The 20,803-nt window shown below is 64.5% G+C and carries 19 protein-coding genes; 14 read left to right on the top strand and 5 right to left on the bottom strand.

Features of this window, described 5'->3' with window-relative positions; translation table 11 throughout:
• Positions 1 to 14 precede the first annotated feature (14 nt).
• The 3 genes from KVT37_RS30230 to KVT37_RS30240 all read left to right on the top strand — a co-directional run bounded on the left by KVT37_RS30230 (position 15) and on the right by KVT37_RS30240 (position 3,201).
• A complete protein-coding gene (locus tag KVT37_RS30230; RefSeq protein ID WP_217578680.1) occupies positions 15 to 1,055 on the top strand; it encodes an ABC transporter substrate-binding protein in 1,041 nt (346 codons plus the stop codon).
• A gap of 155 nt (positions 1,056 to 1,210) precedes the next feature.
• Positions 1,211 to 2,371, top strand: coding sequence for an ABC transporter permease (locus KVT37_RS30235; RefSeq protein ID WP_217578681.1), 1,161 nt, complete (start codon positions 1,211 to 1,213; stop codon positions 2,369 to 2,371).
• A 5-nt stretch (positions 2,372 to 2,376) separates the two neighbouring features.
• Positions 2,377 to 3,201 (top strand): ABC transporter permease, encoded by an 825-nt coding sequence (locus tag KVT37_RS30240; protein ID WP_217578682.1) that lies wholly within the window; start codon positions 2,377 to 2,379, stop codon positions 3,199 to 3,201.
• Between the two features lie 75 nt (positions 3,202 to 3,276).
• On the opposite strand, the gene KVT37_RS30245 is transcribed toward KVT37_RS30240, so the two are convergent.
• From KVT37_RS30245 to KVT37_RS30265, 5 genes are read right to left on the bottom strand one after another with little or no spacing between them, the layout of a single operon-like run.
• The gene (locus KVT37_RS30245) at positions 3,277 to 4,299 is read right to left on the bottom strand and encodes a histone deacetylase family protein (protein ID WP_217578683.1); all 1,023 of its coding nucleotides are present in this window, start codon (positions 4,297 to 4,299) and stop codon (positions 3,277 to 3,279) included.
• Between the two features lie 29 nt (positions 4,300 to 4,328).
• Positions 4,329 to 5,156: an ABC transporter permease gene (locus KVT37_RS30250; RefSeq protein WP_217578684.1), complete on the bottom strand. Its 828-nt coding sequence runs from the start codon at positions 5,154 to 5,156 to the stop codon at positions 4,329 to 4,331.
• Positions 5,156 to 6,052 (bottom strand): ABC transporter permease, encoded by an 897-nt coding sequence (locus tag KVT37_RS30255; protein WP_308642796.1) that lies wholly within the window; start codon positions 6,050 to 6,052, stop codon positions 5,156 to 5,158. The genes KVT37_RS30250 and KVT37_RS30255 overlap by 1 nt, the downstream gene beginning before the upstream one ends.
• The gene (locus tag KVT37_RS30260) at positions 6,049 to 7,110 is read right to left on the bottom strand and encodes an ABC transporter ATP-binding protein (RefSeq protein WP_217578685.1); all 1,062 of its coding nucleotides are present in this window, start codon (positions 7,108 to 7,110) and stop codon (positions 6,049 to 6,051) included. Before KVT37_RS30260 ends, KVT37_RS30255 begins: the two co-directional genes overlap by 4 nt.
• Positions 7,111 to 7,131: 21 nt before the next feature.
• Positions 7,132 to 8,172, bottom strand: coding sequence for an ABC transporter substrate-binding protein (locus KVT37_RS30265; RefSeq protein ID WP_217578686.1), 1,041 nt, complete (start codon positions 8,170 to 8,172; stop codon positions 7,132 to 7,134).
• Between the two features lie 290 nt (positions 8,173 to 8,462).
• On the opposite strand from KVT37_RS30265, the gene KVT37_RS30270 reads away from it, so the two are divergent.
• The 11 genes from KVT37_RS30270 to KVT37_RS30320 all read left to right on the top strand — a co-directional run.
• Positions 8,463 to 8,966: a MarR family transcriptional regulator gene (locus KVT37_RS30270; protein ID WP_217578687.1), complete on the top strand. Its 504-nt coding sequence runs from the start codon at positions 8,463 to 8,465 to the stop codon at positions 8,964 to 8,966.
• A 26-nt stretch (positions 8,967 to 8,992) separates the two neighbouring features.
• The gene (locus KVT37_RS30275; protein WP_217578688.1) at positions 8,993 to 10,210 is read left to right on the top strand and encodes a phosphotransferase; all 1,218 of its coding nucleotides are present in this window, start codon (positions 8,993 to 8,995) and stop codon (positions 10,208 to 10,210) included.
• A 27-nt stretch (positions 10,211 to 10,237) separates the two neighbouring features.
• Positions 10,238 to 11,518, top strand: coding sequence for an aspartate aminotransferase family protein (locus tag KVT37_RS30280; protein ID WP_217578689.1), 1,281 nt, complete (start codon positions 10,238 to 10,240; stop codon positions 11,516 to 11,518).
• A gap of 14 nt (positions 11,519 to 11,532) precedes the next feature.
• Positions 11,533 to 12,456 carry a hydroxymethylglutaryl-CoA lyase gene (locus tag KVT37_RS30285; protein ID WP_217578690.1) on the top strand — a complete coding sequence of 308 codons (924 nt, stop codon included), beginning with the start codon at positions 11,533 to 11,535 and terminating at the stop codon, positions 12,454 to 12,456.
• A gap of 9 nt (positions 12,457 to 12,465) precedes the next feature.
• The gene (locus KVT37_RS30290; RefSeq protein ID WP_217578691.1) at positions 12,466 to 13,215 is read left to right on the top strand and encodes an enoyl-CoA hydratase/isomerase family protein; all 750 of its coding nucleotides are present in this window, start codon (positions 12,466 to 12,468) and stop codon (positions 13,213 to 13,215) included.
• Entirely contained in the window at positions 13,212 to 14,399 is a 1,188-nt protein-coding gene (locus KVT37_RS30295) for a CaiB/BaiF CoA-transferase family protein (RefSeq protein ID WP_217578692.1), read from the top strand. Before KVT37_RS30290 ends, KVT37_RS30295 begins: the two co-directional genes overlap by 4 nt.
• Before the next feature lie 2 nt (positions 14,400 to 14,401).
• Entirely contained in the window at positions 14,402 to 15,187 is a 786-nt protein-coding gene (locus KVT37_RS30300; RefSeq protein WP_217578693.1) for an enoyl-CoA hydratase/isomerase family protein, read from the top strand.
• Positions 15,174 to 16,793 carry a class I adenylate-forming enzyme family protein gene (locus KVT37_RS30305; RefSeq protein ID WP_217578694.1) on the top strand — a complete coding sequence of 540 codons (1,620 nt, stop codon included), beginning with the start codon at positions 15,174 to 15,176 and terminating at the stop codon, positions 16,791 to 16,793. The genes KVT37_RS30300 and KVT37_RS30305 overlap by 14 nt, the downstream gene beginning before the upstream one ends.
• 10 nt (positions 16,794 to 16,803) lie before the next feature.
• The gene (locus tag KVT37_RS30310; RefSeq protein ID WP_217578695.1) at positions 16,804 to 17,766 is read left to right on the top strand and encodes a nitronate monooxygenase family protein; all 963 of its coding nucleotides are present in this window, start codon (positions 16,804 to 16,806) and stop codon (positions 17,764 to 17,766) included.
• Between the two features lie 15 nt (positions 17,767 to 17,781).
• Positions 17,782 to 19,362 carry a GMC family oxidoreductase gene (locus tag KVT37_RS30315; protein WP_217578696.1) on the top strand — a complete coding sequence of 527 codons (1,581 nt, stop codon included), beginning with the start codon at positions 17,782 to 17,784 and terminating at the stop codon, positions 19,360 to 19,362.
• Between the two features lie 636 nt (positions 19,363 to 19,998).
• The coding region (locus KVT37_RS30320) for an aminotransferase class III-fold pyridoxal phosphate-dependent enzyme (RefSeq protein WP_217578697.1) at positions 19,999 to 20,803 on the top strand (805 nt) is incomplete at its 3' end.

The following is a 20,803-nucleotide window of genomic DNA, read 5'->3' on the forward strand; positions in this document are numbered from 1 at the left end:
ACGGGGAACAGGAAATGAAGAAATCGAGCCTCGCGGGCGGCCTGCTGGCCGCTTTGATCCTGGGCGCCGGCATAGGCCACGCCTTCGCCGAGGATGTCACCGTCGCCACCTGGGGCGGCACCTATACCGAGAAGCAGCGCAAGTCGATCTTCGACCCATATACCGCCAAATCGGGCGGCGCCGTGCTTGATGCCGTCTATACCGGCGGGCTTGGCCAGATCCAGGCGATGATTGAATCCGGCAACACCACCTGGGATGTCATCCAGATGGGCGCGCCCGAAATGTTCAATGCCTGCGCCCAGGGCCTTATCGAGGAACTCGACACCAGCAAGCTCTCCTCGGCGGCCGACTTCAAGGATCCCGGCATCACCAAATGCGGCATCGGCGCCATCGGCTGGGGCATGGTCATCGCCTACAACACCAAGCTTACCGGCGACCAGCCGAAAAGCTGGAACGATTTCTGGGACTTGAAGAAGTATCCCGGCAAGCGCGCCATGAAACGAGAGCCGCAGAACAATCTCGAGGGAGCGCTGCTTGCCGACGGCGTCGCCCCTGCCGACGTCTACAAGGTCTTGTCGACACCGGAAGGCGTCGACCGCGCCTTCAAGAAGCTGGACGAGATCAAGGCCGATATCCAGTGGTGGGAGGCCGGCGCGCAGCCGCCCGAATGGCTGGCCAATGGCGGCGTGGCCATGTCCACGACCTTCGTCGGCCGCATCCTCGAGGCGCAGGCCGAGGGCGCAGCCATCAAATTCGGCTGGCCGGGTTCCCTCTATTCGGTCGACTACTGGGCCATCGTCAGCGGCACCAAGAAGAAGGACGCCGCCTATGCGTTCCTGAACTACGCGACCTCGCCCGAGGCGCAGGCAGAGTTCTCCAAGATCCAGCCGGTAGCGCCTGTCAACCTGAAGGCGTCGGCACTGCTGTCGCCGGAGCGGATCGCCATCATGCCGGTGGGCGACAATCTCAAGGACGCGGTTCCCACCGACAGCAGTTTCTGGAACGACAACCTCGAAGCGCTGACCGAAAGGTTCAACGCCTGGGCTTCGAAATGAAAAAGGCCGTCCCCGGCGCGGTTCGCCAAGCCGGGGACGCCAATCGCCTGAACCGATAGTCGAGCGAGCAAAACTCAAGCATGGCCAGCATATCGATTCCCGTGGACGATCGGCGAAGCGGCCTGGCAGGCCTCTTGAGGCTCCGCGGGCCGCTCATGCGCCACGGGCTCCTGCTGCCATGCCTGCTGTTCATGGTCTTCGTCTTCGTCTGGCCGATCCTGTCGCTGCTGGCCAAGGGCGTCTACAGCCCGGAAGTGCGTGATACCTTGCCGCGGACTGCCGCGGCGGTTCTCGCATGGGATGGTTCCAGCGATCCGCCCGACGCGCTCTACGACGCGCTGGTGGCGGATCTGCGTGTCGCCGATCGCCGCGACGTCGCTAATGCCGGGCGGCGCCTCAACTACGAGATCCCCAGCTACCGCAGCCTGCTCATCAAGACGGCGTCCGCCTTGCAGAAGGACTCGGCCCAGCCGCCGCGCCAGCAACTGGTCGCCATCGACGCCAAATGGCAGGACAGGACCTTCTGGACGGCAATGCGGCGGGCCGCGCCGGCCATCACCCCTTACTATATCCTGAAGGCCCTGGATCTGGAGCAGAAGGACAGTGGTGGCATCGGCCGGGTGGCGCCGCAGGAAGCCACCTTCGTCGACGTGCTGGGGCGCTCGCTATGGATATCGGCTGTCGTGACGGCCATCTGCCTGGTCCTTGCCTTTCCGGTCGCCTTCAGGATTTCAGCCGCCTCGCCTCGCTGGCGCGGCCTGTTGCTGCTTCTTGTGCTGCTGCCCTTCTGGACGCCGCTGCTGGTGCGCACCAGTGCCTGGGTGGTGCTGCTGCAGGACAACGGCATCGTCAATTCGCTGCTGTTGTGGAGCGGCATCGTCGACCAGCCGGTGCACCTGATCTTCAACCGCATCGGCGTCTACATCGCTTTCGTGCATGTCATGCTGCCGTTCATGATCCTGCCGTTCTACAGCGTCATGGTCGGCATCTCGAAGGACTATACGCGCGCCGCCTACAGCCTCGGCGCCAGCGGGCCACGCACCTTCTACAGGGTGTACCTGCCGCTGGTCTGGCCCGGCATATGGTCCGGCTGCCTGCTCTCCTACGTCATTGTCGTCGGCTACTACATCACCCCGCTGCTCGTCGGCGGCAGCCAGGACCAGATGCTCAGCTACTTCATCGCCTTCTATACGAAGCAGACGGTGAACTGGGGCCTTGCCTCCGCGCTGGCAATCCTGCTGACGACCTGCGTGCTGGTGCTGGTAGGCCTCTACGGCCTGCTCGGCCGCAAATCTCAAATCGTGGTGAAGGCCTGAGCGCGATGTCCGGTTCGTCAACGCATAAGCCGAGGCCCGACATCTGGCGCACGCTGGCCAGCGTGGTGACCGTCTTGGTGTTCCTGTTCCTGCTGGTGCCGATCGCGGCCGTGCTGCCGCTTTCCTTCAGCTCGGGCTCGTTCCTCTCCTATCCGATGCCCGGACTGTCGCTGCGTTGGTACGAGGAACTGCTGACCAACTACAAATGGCTGCTCGCGCTGAAGAACAGCGCGGTCGTGGGCGTCGGCGCGGCGGCGCTGTCCACGGTGCTTGGGCTGTCGGCAGCCATTGCCATGAACGGGCTTGGTCCGCGGGCCCGCGCCATCGTCAACGGCTTCCTCATCGCGCCGATGGTGATGCCGGTCATCATCATGGCTGTCGGCCTGTATCTGTTCCTTTCCGATCTCGGTCTGGCCGGCACCATTACCGGCATGATCCTGGCTCACACCGTGATCGGCACGCCCTATGTGGTCATCTCCGCCACCGCCGCGCTTCAGAACTTCGACATGCAATTGATCCGTGCCGCAAAAAGCCTGGGCGCGTCGCCCTGGATGGCCTATCGGCGCGTGATGCTGCCGGCAATCCGCCCGGCCATAGTCGCGGGGTCGCTTTTCGCGTTCGTCGCCTCGTTCGACGAGGTCGTGATCGTGCTCTTTCTCGCCGGCCCCGGCCAGGTGACCCTGCCGGTGCGTCTCTTCGAGGGTATCCGCGACGAGCTCACGCCGGTCGTCATCGCCGCGGCAGCGGTCATGATTTCGATCTCGGTCGGCCTGATGACGGTCATCGAGATCCTGCGCCGCAAGTCCGTTGCCAGGCGCGGTATGGCATAAACGGAACACGGATTGTCTCCGCGGGCACTGTCGCGGACTTCGAGCCGCACGGCGCCACACCGTCTCAGTGGGGCATCAACGTCCGGCAAATCCACTTAGGAAGGCGGCAAGCAAGCTTCCGAGGGCCGGCGACGGATAGCCCCCTTCCTGAACGATCAATGTTGGGCGCTTCAGCGCCGCCAGCATTTCTCCCATCCGGCGAAAGCCCGTTTCGTCGACGGCCATGCAGGCGAAGGGGTCGTCCTTGGAGGCATCCAGACCCAGGGCGATGATCAGGATATCGGGTGAGAACTGCCGGGCCGCCTCGCATGCTTTCGACACGGCCGCCAGATATGATTCAGTGCCGCTCATCAACGGCACCGGCAGATTTAGATTGTGCGCTTCCCCGCAGCCGGCCCCGATCTCGTCGGCGTAGCCGGCATAGTAGGGATAGAGGTGGGCGGGATCGCCGTGCACCGATACGGTCAGGACGTCGCGCCGGTTGTAGAACAGCGCCTGGGTGCCGTTGCCGTGGTGAACGTCGACGTCGACGATTGCCACCCGCGCATCTTGCGAGGCGGCCAGGTTGGCCGCGATGGCGGTGTTGTTGAGGTAGCAAAAGCCGCCCGCCTGATCGCGATAAGCGTGGTGCCCCGGCGGCCGGCAAAGCGCGTAAGCGGAGCGCTCTCCCGCCAGCACCCTGGTCATCGCATCGACGGCAGTGTTGGCGCTCGCGCGAGCCGCCTCCCAGGTTCCCTCGACCAGCACGCAACTGGCGTCCGCCTGATAAAAGCCGGCACGGCCGAGCAGGTCGCGGGGCAGCCGGCTCATATGGCGGCTGGGATGGACGCTCGATCGCAGTTCGGGACCGGCATCCGGCAGTTCCCGCCAAGCCTGGAAGCCGGTTTGGAGGAAGGCGAGGTAGTCCCGGTCATGCACTGCCGCGATGGTATCGAACGAGTGCTCGTGAGGAGGTTGGACAGCAATACCGGCCTCTTCAAGCCCGGAAAGCAGGGCTGCGATCCTTTCCGGCTGTTCCGGGTTGGGTTTCAGTTCGCCGCCCGCGATCCGGGTCAACGGGCGATGCAGAAGTTGCCGCTCATCGAAGATGGCCAGCATTGGGTTTCTCCGGGAATGGCGCGGCTGGATCAATGGTCGTCGGTCGCCCTGACACCGTCTCGGCGGACAAATTGCGCGGCGACCAGAACAAGGATCGACAGAACGACCAGCATGGAGGAAATCGCCGCGACAGTCGGATCGACCTGATCGCGGATGTTGGCGAACATGCGTTTGGTCAGCGTCGATGTCGCGCCGCTGGAGATGAAGAGCGAGACGACGACTTCATCGAAGGAGGTGATGAAGGCGAACAGCATGCCGGACATGACCGAGATCCGTATCTGCGGCAGGGTCACCGTCAGGAACGCGCGCAGCGGCGAAGCACCCAGGCTGCGCGCGGCCCGTTCCTGGTTGACGTCGAAGCTGGCCAGGCCGTTGCCGACGGCGATGATGACAAACGGAATGGCAAGCGTCGTGTGCGCCAGCACGAGGCCCGTCAGCGTGTTGTTGAGATTGAGCCGGGCGTAGACGAAGAAGGCGCCGATGGCGACGAAGATGAGCGGCACCATCATCGGCAGGATCAGCGCGCCGCGCACGACGGCATCGAAGCCGCCCGCGCGCTTGTGGAGTCCGTAGCTGGCAAGCGTGCCGAGCACCGTCGCCAGGATCGTCGTGGAAGACGCGACCTTGAGGGAAACGACAGCCGAGCGCAGCCATTCATCGGAGGTGAAGAAAGCCTCGTACCATCTCAGACTCCAGCCGCGCGGCGGGAATTCCAGATACTGGGAGTCGGAGAAGGACAGCGGGATGATGATCAGGCAAGGGATGACGAGGAATGCCATCACCAGCGCCACCAGCACGTAGAGCCAAAGGCGCTGCCGGTGCGTGATCTGGGTGGAGGAGGCGGGATGGCTCAGCATCAGTGTTCCCCGACCGATGTTCCAAGACGCTGCACGCCCCATCTCATCAGCAGCAGGATAAGGCTCGTTACCACCAGCAGCGCCACGCTCAGCGCGCTGGCCGCCCCCCAATTGGCAAACTTCGACACGGCGTCGGCGATCTGGGTGGACCACATGGCGACGCGGCCGCCGCCCAGCAGCGCCGGTGTCAGGTAGAAGCCGAGACAGAGCACGAAGGTCAGGGCGCCGCCCGCGCCGAGGCCCGGCGCCGACAGCGGCAGGAACACCTGGCGAAACGCCTGCGCCGGCGATGCGCCGCAATTGGCCGCGGCCTTGAGGTAAACCGGATCGATGGCGCGCATCGAGGAATAGAGCGGCAGTATCAGGAAGGGCAGCATGACATGCACCATGCCGATGACCGTGCCGGTCAGGTTGTTCACCAGGGGCAGCGACTCGCTGATCAGTCCAAGCTGCTTCAGCCAGGTGTTGATGATGCCCTCGCGCTGCAAAAGAACGAGCCACGCATATGTCCTGACCAGAACGGACGTCCAGAAGGGCAGGATGATGAACACCAGCAGGATTTGCGCGGTGCGCTGGGAAAGCTGTGACAGCAGATAAGCAACGGGATAGCCGAGCAGGACGCATATGCCGGTGACCAGCGCGGACACTTCCAACGTGCTGAGGAAGCTGTTGATGTAAGCGGGCCGCAGCAGGCGGGCGTAGTTTTCCGACGACAGGGCGCCGGACGCATCGAAAAGAGACAGCCAGGTCAGCCAGGAAAATGGCGCGAGCAGCACCAGGGCGACCAGCAGGAGCGCCGGAACGGACAGCCCGAACATTGCGAACCTGTGGCGGCGCTCGTCGGCGCCAAGCAGCTCGACATTGAGCGATGGGGCTTCATCGGCTGCCGCGCTCACGAGGCGCTGTCCTGCACCAGCACGCTCGCTTCCGGCCTCAGCCACAAAGTAAGCGTCTGTCCGGGTTCCGGCAGCGGCTTGCTCTCGGTCGGCGCGCGGCGGATCGAGATTTCGTGATCGCCCGGCAGCTTCAGGGAAATGGAATGGCTGTCGCCGCGATAGACGACGTCGACGACCAAGCCCTCGATGCGGTTGTCGCGCTCGTCGTCGCCCTGCCAGCCGAGACGTTCAGGCCTGATCACCAGCCATTGCTCGTCCACGGGGGAGGGCGGCAGCGCGAGCTTCAGCGGCCGGCCCGCCAACTCGTATCCATTGCTGGTCTTGCTGACAGGCAGCATCCTCGTCTCGCCCATGAAGCCCGCCACGAAGTGGCAATTGGGTCGGTCATAGATGTTTGTCGGGGTGTCGAGCTGCACGATCCTGCCATTGCGCAGCACCGCGATGCGGTTCGACATGGTCAGCGCCTCCTGCTGGTCGTGGGTGACATAGACGGTTGTCATCCCCAGCCGGTCGTGGAGGCGCTTCAACTCGATCTGCATATGCTCGCGCAGGTTCTTGTCGAGAGCCGAGAGCGGCTCGTCCATCAGGAGCAGCTTCGGCTCGAAGACGATGGCGCGCGCCAGCGCGACGCGCTGCTTCTGGCCGCCGGACAGTTCCGTGATGCGGCGCGCCGACAGATGCGCCATCTGCACAACGTCGAGCGCCTGCTTGACGCGTTCACGAATGTCAGCCGGCTCGCGGCGGCGCAGTTTCAGCGGGTAGGCGACGTTGTTGAAAACGTCCATATGCGGAAACAGCGCGTAGTTCTGGAACACCATGCCCAGGTCGCGCTTGTGGGGAGGCCTGGTGATGAACTCGACGCCGTCGACCATCAGGCTGCCGCTGTCCGGGCGCTCAAACCCGGCAATGACGTTGAGCAGTGTCGTCTTGCCCGAGCCGGACGGCCCGAGCAAGGTCAGGAACTCACCGGGCTCGATGTCGACCGACACATTGTCGAGCGCCCTGAACGCACCAAATGCCTTCGAGACATTGCGTATGGATAGGGCGCCCGACGTCATGCCGTTCCTCCTGCCAAGGCCTTAGTTGGACATCAGGAGGCTATAGTCTTCGCGCACCAACTCGCTGTTGTCACGCCACCAGTTCGTATCGATCGGCGTCTGCTTCGCGACGTTCTCGGGCGACATATTGGATTTCGCAAGCACCTCGGGTGAAAACTTGCCGACCTTGAAGGCCAGGCTGTTGGACGGACCGTAATACGGCATCATCTCGGGAATACGCGCCTGAATTTCGGGCGACACCACGCCGGCGATGAACTTCTGTGCCGCCGCGACGTTCTTGGAGCCCTTGAGGATCGCCATGCAGCCATAGCCGAGAAGGCCGTCCTGATAGGTGAATTCCACCGGCGCCCCATCCTTGATGACCGAGGCTACGCGGCTTCCCCAGATGGCCATCATGTCGACTTCCTTGTCCTTCAGGATCTGTGCCGACTGGGCGCCCGACGACCACCACACGGATATGTTGGGCTTGATTTCCTTCAGCCGCTCGAGGGCAAGTTTCGTGTCCAGCGGATAGAGAGCATCCTTCGCAACGCCGGCGCCGAGCAACGTGATTTCCATCATTTCCTGCGGATAGGCGCTGAGCGCGCGCCGGCCGGGAAACGCCTTGACGTCCCAGAAATCCTTCCAGCTTGTCGGATGCTTGTCCTTGTAGGCGTCGGTGCGCCAGGCAAGCACGACCGAATAGGTATTGGTCGCGATCCAATCCTTGCCATAGGCTTTCTTGTCGAAGCCGTCCGATTTGACGACGTTGTAGTCGAGCGGCTCGAAGAGGCCCTCCTTGCCGCCGACGGCGCATTCGTCGGCGCCAAGATGCACGACATCCCATGTCGGGCTGCCCGATTGCACCTGAACACGAACCGCCGCGATACCATCCTGCGTCTCTTCTGAAATCGACACGCCGGCGCCGGCGGCGGCGGGCTGCCACAAGGTTGCACTCAGATCCTTCTGCAGATTGCCGCCGAGACCGGCGACGGTGAGCGTGTCGTTTGCGAATGCGCTCGACGCTGCGCAAATTGCGGCCGTTCCGATCAGGCCCGCAAATGCAAATCGCCTCAAATGCATGGTGTGTTCTCCCTTTTGATTGAGCTGTTCCGTCGCGCGGCCCTTCTGCGTGGCTTTGGTGCGCGGCAAGATCGACAAGACGTCCCGGTCATGGCAATCTGGTTGATGAAATGAACTATCTGGTTTACGTTGTCAACTAAATTTCGACCCCAATCCATCTCCCGGCACCAGCTTCGTAGAGGCCAATCATGAACAGATCAAAACAGGGGTGGGCCTCTGTCTACCCTCGAGGCGAGGGGGCACCAAAATCAGCGGCTGGGCAGGATCGCGCCGTCCGCGCGAATCGAGCCTTGGAGGAGGATCCGGCGCCGGACATCAGGGACTTGTTCTCATTCGAGCTCCAGCGGCTGGCCGGTCTGTCGACGCGCATCGCAACCCTGTCGATCCAGCCAAAATACGGCGTGACGACCCGGGAGTGGCGTGCCCTGGCCGTGTTGAAGTACCTGGGCACCGTGCCGCTGCAGGAGCTGGCCAAGCACAGCGGCCTGCTCAAGAGTCAGATGAGCCGTACCGTGTCGGGACTGATCGACAGGGGCTATATACAGAAGACCGCGAACCCGGAAGACGGCCGCAGCATTCTGTTGCGGCTCAGCGCGGAAGGCCTTGAGCTTTCAGAACGGGTGCTCGACGACTCTTTCGATCGAAACGAGCAGATGCTGTCCTCGCTCACCAACGCCGAACGGCAGATGTTGATCGAGCTCATGCGGCGCGTGATCCGCACCAGCTCGGACTACTTCCACGACCTCAAGCAATTGGCCAGCCAGTCGGATCTCGATCAACTGGACGAGGAATAGCTCGCTTTCAAATTATGGTTGACTGAGTGAACGATATAGTTCACATTGGCAACCAATATCGTAAGCGAGCAAAGCGCTCGATCATCTACGGCCCGGCGAGCAGTCGGAGGCGCCTGCGGCGGGGTCGTGCCATTGCCTGGAAATGGAGCGGGTTTGCTTTGACTGCCTGTGGCGGGCCGGAGCACGGACAGATCATGACACGAGCCGCAGCCTCATCCCTTGACAAGATCCTGTCCGCGCCGCTGCCGGACTTCGACGTCGCGGATCTGGCATCGGCGCTGCGCCAGCACTACGGCATCGAAGGCTTGCTTTCGCGCATCAGCGGCGAACGCGACCTGAATTTCAGGGTCGATGCTTCGGACGGCCGTACTTTTGTTTCCAAGATTTCGGGACTTTCCGATACCCATGACGAGATCGCGTTCCAGAACGGGGCGTTGATCCATCTGGCAGCGCGCAATCCATCGTTGCCGGTCCCTGGCGTCATCCCTGCGCGCGACGGCCGCATGATCGTCCCGCTCGAGCGGAATGGCCGACATTGCCTGCTGCGTGTCTTGAGCTACTTGCCTGGCGAGCCGGTGATCGGTCATCGAACGTCTTCCGCTCAACGCGAGACCCTCGGCAAGCTCAGTGCCAGGCTCGATGCCGGGCTTGCCGATTATGCGCATCCGGCAGCGGAGCGGCCGCTGATATGGGACCTCGTTCACTTCGCCGCTCTCCGCGGCAAGCTTGGATTTGTCGAGGACGACAGCCAAAGAGCGCTGGCGGGACGGGTTTTCGACCGGTTCGGCAGGGTCGTCGCGCCGCGCTTGCCCGCATTGCGCCGGCAGATCATCCACAATGACCTCAACCAGAACAATATCCTGATCGGCCGGGACGGCAGCGTTTGCGGCTTCATCGATTTCGGAGACATGGTCCGCACCGTCCTGGTTGCCGAAGTCGCCATTGTGGCGGCCCATCAGCTCTATCGCGAAGACGACGTCTTGTCGGTCATGAAGGAGATCGTCGCAGGCTATGCGAAGGTGCTGCCGTTGCGAGATGAGGAGATCGCAGTCCTGCCGGCCCTGGTTCAGTCGAGGCTGGCTACGCGCGAGCTGATCGTCGCCTGGCGCAGCCGGACCAACCCCGCCGCCACCACCTCCTATCGAAACGACATCAGCAAGTTTGGCTGGGCTGCGCTTGCGCGTTGCGAGGCGCTGGACGAGCTGGAAGCTCATGACCGCCTCGCCGAGGCTGCACGGCTCTGAAGCGGATCTTGGATAAGGAACAGTCGGATGTATGACGCGCTCATGGAACGCCGGGACCGCTTCCTAGGCCCGATCTACAAGGAGTTCTACAGAACGCCATTCTTGCCGGTCCGCGGCGAGGGCGTGTGGGTGACGGACAGCGACGGAAAGCGTTATCTCGACGCCTACAACAATGTTCCGCATGTCGGCCACTGTCATCCGCGGGTCGTCGAGGCGGCAAGCCGCCAACTCGCGACCTTCAACTCCAACACCCGCTACCCGAGCGATCTGATCGTGGACTATGCCGAGCGGCTGGTCGCCACGCTGCCGAAGCCGCTCGAGGTCTGCATGTTCGTCTGCTCCGGCACCGAGGCAAACGAGCTCGCCTGGCGCATCGCCGTGGCGAACAGCGGCGGCGACGGCGCCATCGCGACGCGTTCCGCGTTTCACGGCAATTCGACGATCATCGGGGCGCTCGATACGTCGACAATCCCGCCCGAGCGCCAGCAGAGCTGGGTGGCGACGGTGCCGGCACCTGAATGGCGGGAAACTGGCGAGGAAGGTCTTCAGCTGTCGGCCGATGACTATGCCGCGCACTACCGGCAAGCCGTCAGCAATCTCAGAAACCGAGGGCATAGACCCGCGGCATTGTTCGCCTGCCCGGTCTTCGCGAGCGATGGGCTCTACAATACACCTCCCGGATATCTGGAGCCGGCGATGGCGGGGGTGCGCAAGGCTGGAGCCCTGATCATCGCCGACGAGGTTCAGTCCGCCCTCGGCCGCACGGGGACGCATTTCTGGGGCTTCCAGCATGCGGGGATCACGCCCGACATCGTCACCATGGGAAAGCCGATGGGCAATGGCCTGCCCCTGGCGGTCGTCGCCACCAGTCGCCGGCTGGTCGAAGGCTTTCTCAAGAATGATCGCTATTTCAACACGTTCGGCGGCAACCAGGTCGTGGCAGCCGCGGGTCTCGCGGTGCTCGACGTGTTGCGCGACGAAGATCTGCAGCGGAATGCCCTGGATGTCGGCGCATATCTGCGTGCCAACCTGAAATCCTTGATGGCGCGCGACAGGCGCGTCGGCGACGTGCGCGGCACCGGCCTGTTCGTCGGCGTGGAGATCGTCAAGGATCGCGATGGCTGCGAGGCCGCTCCCGAGACGGCCCGGGCGATCATCGAGGATCTGAAGCAGCGCGGTGTCCTGGTCGGCATCACCGGGCGTCAGCGCAATCTGCTCAAGATAAGGCCGCCGATGGTCTTCTCGCGAGAAAATGCCGATCAGCTTGCCGAGGCCCTCGGTCGCACGCTGGCTTCACTGCCCCAATGAGAACGAGATAGCGCATGAACCCCGCGGTCGTGATCTGTGAATGCTTTGCACGCGATGGCCTGCAGCACGAGGCTGTAGCCCTCGGCACGCGTGCGAAGATCGGGATCATAGACACCATCGCCGATGCCGGATTTTCCCGCATCGAGGCGACCAGCTACAGCCATCCCGCTCACGTCCCCGCCTTCGCCGACGCGTCCGACGTGCTGAAGGGCATCCGTCGACGCAAGGACGTGTATTACAAGGCCACGTGTCCGAACCGGAAAGCGGTCGAGCGCGCCCTGGCGGACCACGCTGCTGGCCATGGTGCGGAGGAACTGAGCCTGCTCGTCTCGGCGACCGAAGCGCACACCGAGCGCAATCTGCGCACGACACGCAAGCAGCAATGGCGCAATGTCGACGAGATGGCGGCGCTGGCCGGCGACGATTTTCGTCTTATCGGGGTCGTGTCGATGGCCTTCGGATGCCCGTTCGAGGGACGTGTCGATCAGGGCGCGGTGACCGCGGATATCGCGCATTTCGCATCGATTGGCGTACGCCACGTCACCGTGGGCGACACGACCGGTCACGGCACGCCGTCGACCGTTCGCTCGTTGTTCGAAAGGATTGCCAAGGATGTGCCGGAAGTGACGGCGATCGCGCATTTCCACGACACGCGCGGCACGGCGCTTGCAAATTGCGTGGCCGCTTACGAGGCCGGCTGCCGCTGGTTCGACAGCGCGCTGGGCGGCGTCGGTGGTCATCCGGCGCAGATCCAATATGGCGAGGGCTATACCGGCAATGTCGCGACCGAGGATCTGGTCAACCTGTTCGAGTCCGAAGGCATTGCCACCGGGCTCGATCTGGATCGTCTTCGCAAAGCTTCGCTGCTTTGCGAGGAAGTGCTCGGCCGGCCGCTGCAAAGCCGGGTGGCCCGGGCCGGCTACGGCTTCGTCGGCTAGGAGATCGGCATGCAACAGACAAAGGAAACTCCGGTGCTGACAATCGAGAGCCGTGGTCCGGTTCGCGTCGTTGTCCTCAACCGTCCGGACAAGCTGAACGCGCTCGATACCGAACTGACGCGGGCCTTGCATGACGCGTTGGTGGCGGCCGATCGCGACGCCGATGTGCGCGCCATCGTGCTGACGGGCGCCGGGCGCGCCTTCTGCGCCGGCGCCGACCTTTCCGAGTTCAAGCACCTGACCCCGGCCAATCAGCACCTGGTGGAGCAGCGGGCGGACCTGACCTGCCGCACCCAGGCTATGCTGCAGAAACTGTCGAAGCCGGTCGTGTCGGCGGTGCGCGGCGCCGCGGTCGGCGGCGGCGCCGGCCTTGCGATCGGCTGCGACATGATGGTGGCGGCCACAGACCTCAAATTCGGCTATCCCGAGCTCAAGCATTCGATCGTGCCGGCGCTGGTGATGACCGGACTGCAACGTTCGCTGGGACGCAAGGCGGCTTTCGAGATGATCAGCCTCGGACGGCTGATCGGCGCCGAGGAGGCGCTGAAGCTGGGCCTCGCCAACCGTGTCGTCGAGCCGGATCAAGTCGTCGACGCGGCCGTTGCGATCGCGGAGCAATGGGCGGCCGCCAATCCACGCGCGATGGCGGCGGTGAAGGCGCTCTACTACCAGGTCGCCGACTTGCCCTATGACGAGGCGATGGCGGCAGGCCGCGACGTCAATGCCAGGATGCGAGCCTTCAGGGACGAAGAGGTATGAGGCCGCTCGAGGGGATACGCATCCTCGACTTCTCGCGGGTGCTGGCTGGGCCTATGGCCACGCAGATGCTTGCCGAAATGGGCGCCGAGGTAACGAAGATCGAGCGTCCGGGGACCGGCGACGAGTCACGCGGTTTCGAGCCGCGCGTGGCCGGCGGCGAGAGCGCCTATTTCTTCGCCTTCAACAGGGCAAAGCGGTCGCTGACGTTGAACCTGAAATCGGCCAAGGGACAGGATCTGGCGCGGCGGCTGGCGGCCGCTTGCGACGTCGTGGTGGAGAACTTTCTGCCTGGCGAGATGGAGCGCTTCGGCCTCGGCTATGATCAACTCGCCAACCGCAATCCTGGACTGATCTATGTGTCCAGCACCGGCTTTGGCCAAAACGGCCCCTATCGGGACCGCCCCGGCTACGACACGGTTTTCCAGGCCCTGTCCGGGGTCATGCATCTGACCGGTCATGCCGATGGCCCCCCTGCGAAGGCTGGCGTGCCGATCGCCGATTTGAGTTCGGGACTGTGGATCGCCATCGCCATATTGAGTGGTCTGGTGGGCAGGGGGAAGCAAGGCAAGGGTTGCCGCGTCGACCTGTCGATGATGGACGTGCAGGCAAGCCTCTTGGCGCTTGCCGCGGCCAGGCTGTTCGCGCTCGACGAGGATGTGACGCGCGCCGGAACCGAGCACCCCGGCCGCGTTCCCTCCGCCGCCTTCGAATGTCGCGACGGCGGCTGGCTGCATATCAGCGGCAGCGACCAGCATTGGCCGGCGCTGTTGTCGGCGCTCGGCCTTGCCGAGCTGGCCGCCGACCGCGCGCTCGACAAGAACGCCGGACGTGTCGCGGATCGCGAGCGGGTGATGGGCGCGATGCGGGCAGTGATCCTCCAGCATGATCGCGCGCCGCTCGCGGAACGGCTGCGGGCGGCCGGTATCCCGGCTGGCGAAGTCAACACCGTGCGCGAGATCCTGAGCGATCCGCATATGGCGGCCAGAGAGGTGGTCGGCGCTTTCGAGCATCCGACTGCCGGGCGTTTTTCGGCGTTGCGCACGCCCATACGATACGAGGGCTTCGACGACCCGCAGATTGGCTGTCCGCCCCGACTCGGCGCCGACACCGGTAGGATCCTCGCCGGGGAACTGGGGCTCAGCATGGCTGAGATAGCGACGCTGGAAGCGGAAGGAGTGGTTTGAACATGAGCGAGTCCGCAACGGTCGTCTGCCGCCGCGAGGGGCATGTGGCGCATGTTGTCTTGAATCGGCCGCAAGCGCGCAATGCCCTCAATTTGCAGATGTGCATCGATCTGCGGCATGTTTTTGAGGATCTCGACGGCGACAAGGACGTCAGGGTCGTGCTGCTGACCTCCTCCGGTCCCGTCTTTTGCGCCGGCGCCGATCTCAAGGAACGCGTCGACAAGGATGAGCGCTGGGTCCTCGATCGCCGCAGAGCCTCCTTTGCCGCCTATGACGCCATCGCCCGCTGCCGCAAGCCCGTCGTGGCGCTAACGCAGGGGCCAGTCGTCGGCTCCGGAGGAGAAATCCTCATGAGTTGCGATTTCGCCATCGCGTCGGAAAAAACGACCTTCCGCTTTCCCGAACCGCAGTGGGGCACAGTCGGAGCGACCCAGCGACTGCAGCGGGTGATCGGAAAGGCGCGAGCCAAGGAACTGCTCTTCACCGGCCGCGTCATGCCGGTCGAAGAGGCTTATGCGCGCGGTCTCGTTGCGCGCGTGGTGCCTCACGCGGATCTTACCCGGATCGGCGACGAGGTGGTGGCGGACATCGCGGCCGCGCCGCCGCTTGCTGTCGCGCTCACCAAGCAGGCGGTCGACCTCGGCTACGAGACCGACCTCGCCAACGGCATCCGCATCGAATTGGCGGCGATCGAGCGGTGCCTTGCCAATGGCGGCTGGCGCGATGGCATCAAGAAATTCGTCGACCAGAGCGAGGCGGAAACCGGAGCCGGCGATGGCGAAGGCTGAGCTCGAACTGGAGGGTTTGTTTCCCCTCACCGTCGCCGATGCGCTGCGCCGCACCGCGGCGACGGCTCCCGACATCGAGGCGATCGTCGCGCCGGACGGGCGCATCACCTGGGGCGCCTTGGCTGACGATGTCGCGCGCGTCAGCGCGGGTCTCGTCGCCCAGGGCATCCGCAAGGGTGATCGCGTCGGGCTCTGCCTGGGAAATTCCGTACAGTGGATGTCGATCTTCCTGGCTCTCGGCTCGCTCGGCGCCGTCACCGTCCCGATCAACACCCGTTTCGTCGCCAGTGAGATGGCCTATGCGCTGCGCCAGTCGCGGGTCGGCACGCTGATCACCTGCGACAGGCTTTTCAAGATCGACTTCATCGCCATGCTGCGGGAGATTTGTCCATCGCTCGACCGCAAGCTGCCGGACGCAGCCGTCCCGAACCTGGTGAAGGTGATCGTGATCGGCGACGACGTCCCGCAAGGCGCCGTCGGCTGGGATGCGGTCAGGGCCGCCGGCGCGGTCGGCGCGACGCAGCCCCAGGCAGGCAGCCCCGACGATCCGCTGCTCATCCAGTACACGTCAGGCACGACGTCCTTCCCGAAGGGCGTGTTGCTTACCCACCGCAACATGCTCGCCAACGCCTATTTCTCGGGTCTGAGAATGGGTCTGAGGCCGGCGGACCGGTTCCACAGCGCGCGGCCCTTCTTCCATGTCGCCGGCACGACGCTGTCGATCCTCTCGGTGCTGCAGCATGCCGCCACTCTGGTCAGCATGGATCGCTTCGAGGCTGGCGAGGCGTTGCGGCTGATGGAGGCTGGGCGCTGCACGCATTTTTCCGGCAACGACACCATGGCGTTGATGCTGCTCAACCATGCCGACCGCGCGCGGCGCAAGCTCAGCCTGCGCGGCGCGTGGCTCGCCGCCTCGCCGACCATCGTGCGGCGGGTGATCGACGAACTTGGCGCACGCGAATGCGTGGTCGGCTACGGCCTTTCGGAGGCCTCGCCCAATGTTGCGCAATCCTGTTTCTGGGAGTCGGAAGAGATCAGGGCTAGTGCCGCAATGCGACTGGAGCCAGGTGTGAGCGTACGCATCCGCCGTTCCGACGGCAGCGATGCGGATATCGGCGAGAGCGGCGAGATCCTGGTGCGTGGCTGGAACGTCATGCTCGGCTATTTCGACAAGCCGAAGGAAACGGCCGAGGCGCTCGGCGCCGAGGGCTGGCTGGCGACCGGCGATCTCGGCTCCCTCGATGGCAGCGGGCGGCTCACCTTTCTCGGCCGCGCCAAGGAGATCATCCGCGTCGGCGGCGAGGACGTCTCGCCCGCCGATGTCGAGAATGCGTTGCACCGCCATCCGGCGATACGGCAGGCGGCGGTGGTCGGCGTCCCGGAAGAGCGGCTGGTCGAAGTGCCGGCCGCCTTCGTCATCCTCAATGACGGCCACGCGGCGGATCCGGAGGAGATCAAGGCCTGGGCCAAGCGCGAGATGGCCGGCTTCAAGGTGCCGCGTCACGTCTGGATCGTCGACAGTTTCGAGAGCATCGGCATGACGGCCAGCTCCAAGATCCAGAAGAAGCAGCTTGCCGCGCATGCGCGCGGCCTGCTCGGACTTTGAGGAGAGCTTCGTGCGGATCGAGACACCGGTCACGCGGCTGCTGGGCATCGACCTGCCGATCATACAGGCCGGCATGTCCTGGGCTTCGTCAAACGCGGCGCTGCCTCTTGCTGTATCGCGCGCCGGCGGCCTCGGCGTCATCGCGGCTGGTCCGATGTATCGCGACGACCTCGCCGCCGCGATCGATGGGGTTCGCGCGGGTACCGAGCGGACCTTTGCCGTCAATCTGCCGCTCTATCGGAAAGGCGTGGACGAGATCATCGATCTGCTGATCGAAAAGCGCGTGCCGGTGCTGATCGCCTCGCAGGGCGGGCCGAAAAAATACATCGAGCGCTTCAAGGCGATCGGTACCGTCTGCCTGCATGTGGTCGCGGGGGCCGAGCATGCGCGCAAGGCGGCCGATGCCGGCGTGGACGGGCTGATCGCGGTCGGCGGCGAGGCGGGTGGGCATCCGCCGCCGGAACTGGTGTCGACGCTGGTGCTCGGCCGGGCCGTCGCCAAGGCGGTTCCGGATATGCCGCTCATCCTTGCCGGCGGCTTTGCCGACGGGCGCGGCCTGGCGGCGGCGCTCGCTCTCGGCGCCGGCGCCGCTCAGTTCGGCACCCGCTTCATGCTTTCGAACGAGGCAAGGCTGCATGACGCCTACCGGCAGCGCCTGCTTGGCGCCTCCATCACCGACACGCTCGTCGTCGGCCGTGGCCTTGGCATGATCCGGGTGCTGAGGAATCGCTTCGCCGAGGACATGCACAAGGCGGAAGACGGGGGCGCGGACGACGAGACGCGACGCGCGCTCTTTGCCGCCGGCACGCTCAAGGCAGCCGCCTTCGACGGCGATATCGACCGGGGCAAGCTGGAAGCCGGTCAAAGCGTCGGCCTCGTCGGCGACATACTGCCCGCCGCCGGCATCGTCCGGTCGATCGCCCGCGAATACGCCGCCGCCGTGGCCTCTTTGCCGCAAGCGGTCGAACGCTAGGAGGGGGAAGCGTCGTTGACTGTCCACGACTACATCATCGTCGGCGGCGGGTCCTCGGGCTGCGTGCTTGCCAACCGGCTGGTGAGCGCGGGCAAGAGCGTCCTGCTCCTGGAGGCCGGGCCGCGCGACGACACGCCGTTCATCCACATTCCGGCGGCCTTCGTGCGCGTGCTTGGCACCAAGCGCACCTGGATGTACCGGACCGAACCCGAGCCGGGGGCGAATGGCCGCGTGCTGACCGTGCCGCAAGGGCGCACGCTGGGCGGCGGCTCGTCGGTCAATGCCATGATCTATATCCGCGGGCAGGCCGAGGACTACGACACATGGCGCGAGCTGGGTTGCGAGGGCTGGGGTTATGAGGATGTCCTGCCTGTCTTCCGGCGCAGCGAGGACAACGAGACCTTCTCCAATGCCTTCCACGGTGTCGGCGGCCTGCTCAAGGTCTCGGAGCCGCGCCATCGTCATCCGATCAGCTCCGCCTTCGTGCGCGCCGCCCAGGAGGCCGGCCTGTCCCACAATCCCGACTTCAATGGCGCGACGCAGGCCGGTGTCGGTTTCTATCAGACGACCACCTTCGCGGCTCGCCGCGGCTCGACGGCCGCCACCTATCTGAAAGCAATCCGCCATTCGAAGCTGCTGACGCTGCATGTGGAAGCGGCTGCCGAGGGGCTCGTGCTCGAAAACGGCGCCGCCGTCGGCATCCGCTATCGCAAGGCCGGACAGGTCATGGAGGCACGCGCCAGGGAGGAGGTCGTGCTGTGCGCCGGCGCATTGGCGACGCCCAAGCTGTTGATGCTCTCAGGCCTGGGGCCGGGCGCCGGGCTGGCCGGGCTCGGAATTCCCGTCACGCGGCACCTGCCCGGCGTCGGCGAGAATTTCCAAGACCACATAACCGCTTCCGTCTACGGCATCACCGACCGGCCGATCTCGCTCAAGGGCCAGGATCGTGGACTGCGAGCCGTCGCGAACGGCCTGAAGTATTTCTTCACGCGTTCGGGTCTCTTGACGTCGAACGTGGTCGAGACGGGCGGTTTCGTCGACACCAACGGGCAGGGCAGGCCGGATATCCAGTTCCACGTCACGCCGGCCCTGGTCGGAGATGCCACGCGCGAGGCGATGGACGGGCACGGCGTGTCGATCAATCCCTGCATCCTGCGTCCGGCCTCGCGCGGTAAGGTCTCGCTGCGCAGCCGGGAGGCCAGTGATCCGATCGTTTTCGTCGGCAACAACCTCACGAGCCGCGAAGATGTCGATACGCTGGTTCGCGGCCTGAAGCTCGCCCGCACCATCCTTGCGGCTCCGTCGATGCGGGCGCTGGGATTTCGCGAGCTTGCGCCGGGCGAAGGCGACAGGACCGACGCCGACCTCGAAAATCATGCGCGCTCATTGGCCAAGACAGTCTATCACCCGGCAGGCACCTGCAAGATGGGCGCTGACGAGATGGCCGTTGTCGACAGCAAGCTCAGGGTCATCGGCGTGCCGCGCCTTCGCGTGGCGGATGCTTCGGTGATGCCGACACTGGTCAGCGGCAACACCAATGCGCCCTGCATCATGATCGCCGAGCGCTGCGCGGATTTTCTGCTGGCGAACGGTTAAAGACGATCAGCCAAATCCAGCGAACCGTAAGGCACGGGCCGGCGGCTGTCGCCCAGTCCTGTTGAAACGCCCGCAGTGGGCGTTCGCCGCGCTCCCTGCGCGAACATCATCGTCCGAGACGCAAAAAGCTCAGCTGCCGGGCTCCTCCAAAAGGAGGAGCGTTCGCCCAGCTGTTGGCGTAAATTGCACTGAACTTGGCGTAATATGCCAAGAATAGTCGAACCGACACTGCGACGCTGACGGCAACAACGAAGGGGAAGACATGGCTGGAGACGGTCATGTCCGAAGTCGCAAAACACCGAAACTAGGCCGGAAGCGCATGAGCCGCTCTTGTAGGCGTGCTGGCGCGTGCCCGTCCGACAGCACAGGAATGGGAGTACCTTGATGGCATCGCACCTTCACGCCCGACGTCCATATCCAGACGCAGATTCCGCTCCTGATGATGGACATTGACGATGGCAAATCGAAGGTGATCGACCAGTTCACGATCTCGAAGAACATCCCGCTGGACGTGCTTCTGGCGAAATGACAGCGCGGGGGCCGGCCTAGCCACCGGCCCCCTCAACCCGAAACGCATAGCCAAGCGCGCGCCGCCAAGCGTCGCGCGGGAGGCCGCCTTTTTCCCTGGAGGACGCCATGTCTGCTTCGATCCCCAACTCCGTTGCCGCGCGCGACAAGGCGTTCGCCTTGCATCCTTTCGTCGATCCGCTCGCCAATATCGAGCCTTTCGTCGTCACCCACGGCAAGGGCGTGCGCGTCTTCGACGAGGAGGGGCGCGGTTATATCGACGCGGTCGCCGGCCTGTGGTGCGCCTCGCTCGGCTTCGACAATGAAAGGCTGGCGCGCGCGGCCTACGAGCAGATGCGCAAGCTGCCCTTCTACCATGCCTTCACCGGCAAGACGAACGTGCCGCTGGTCGACCTGTCGGAGCGGCTGATCCAGCTCGCGCCGGCGCCGATGAGCAAGGTCTTCCTCGCCAATTCCGTCTCGGAAGCCAACGACCCCCCCATCAAGCCGATCTGGTACTACAACAATGCGCTCAAGCGCTCCCAGAAGAAGGAGGTCATCGGACGCGCGCGCGGCTATCACGGCATCACGTTGGCGACAGCCTCCGTCACCGGCCAGGTCGTCAACCACACTTCGTTCGACGTGCCGCTCGCCCGCTTCCACCATGTGCAAACGCCGCTCTTCTACCACAACGGCCTGCCCGGCGAGAGCGAGGAGGACTATGCCAGCCGCTGCGCCAAGGAACTCGACGACCTGATCATCGCGGAAGGGCCCGACACCGTGGCGGCGATGTTCATGGAGCCGATCATGGGCGGCGGCGGCGTCATCGTGGCGCCGCGCGCCTACTACGAGAAGATCCAGGCGGGGCTGCGCCCTCACCACGTTCTGGTGGGGGGCGACGGAGGGGTCTGCGGCTTCGGCCGCCCCCGCCCCT

The organism is Mesorhizobium sp. GbtcB19 (assembly GCF_019091085.1).
Taxonomy (GTDB): Bacteria; Pseudomonadota; Alphaproteobacteria; order Rhizobiales; family Rhizobiaceae; genus Mesorhizobium.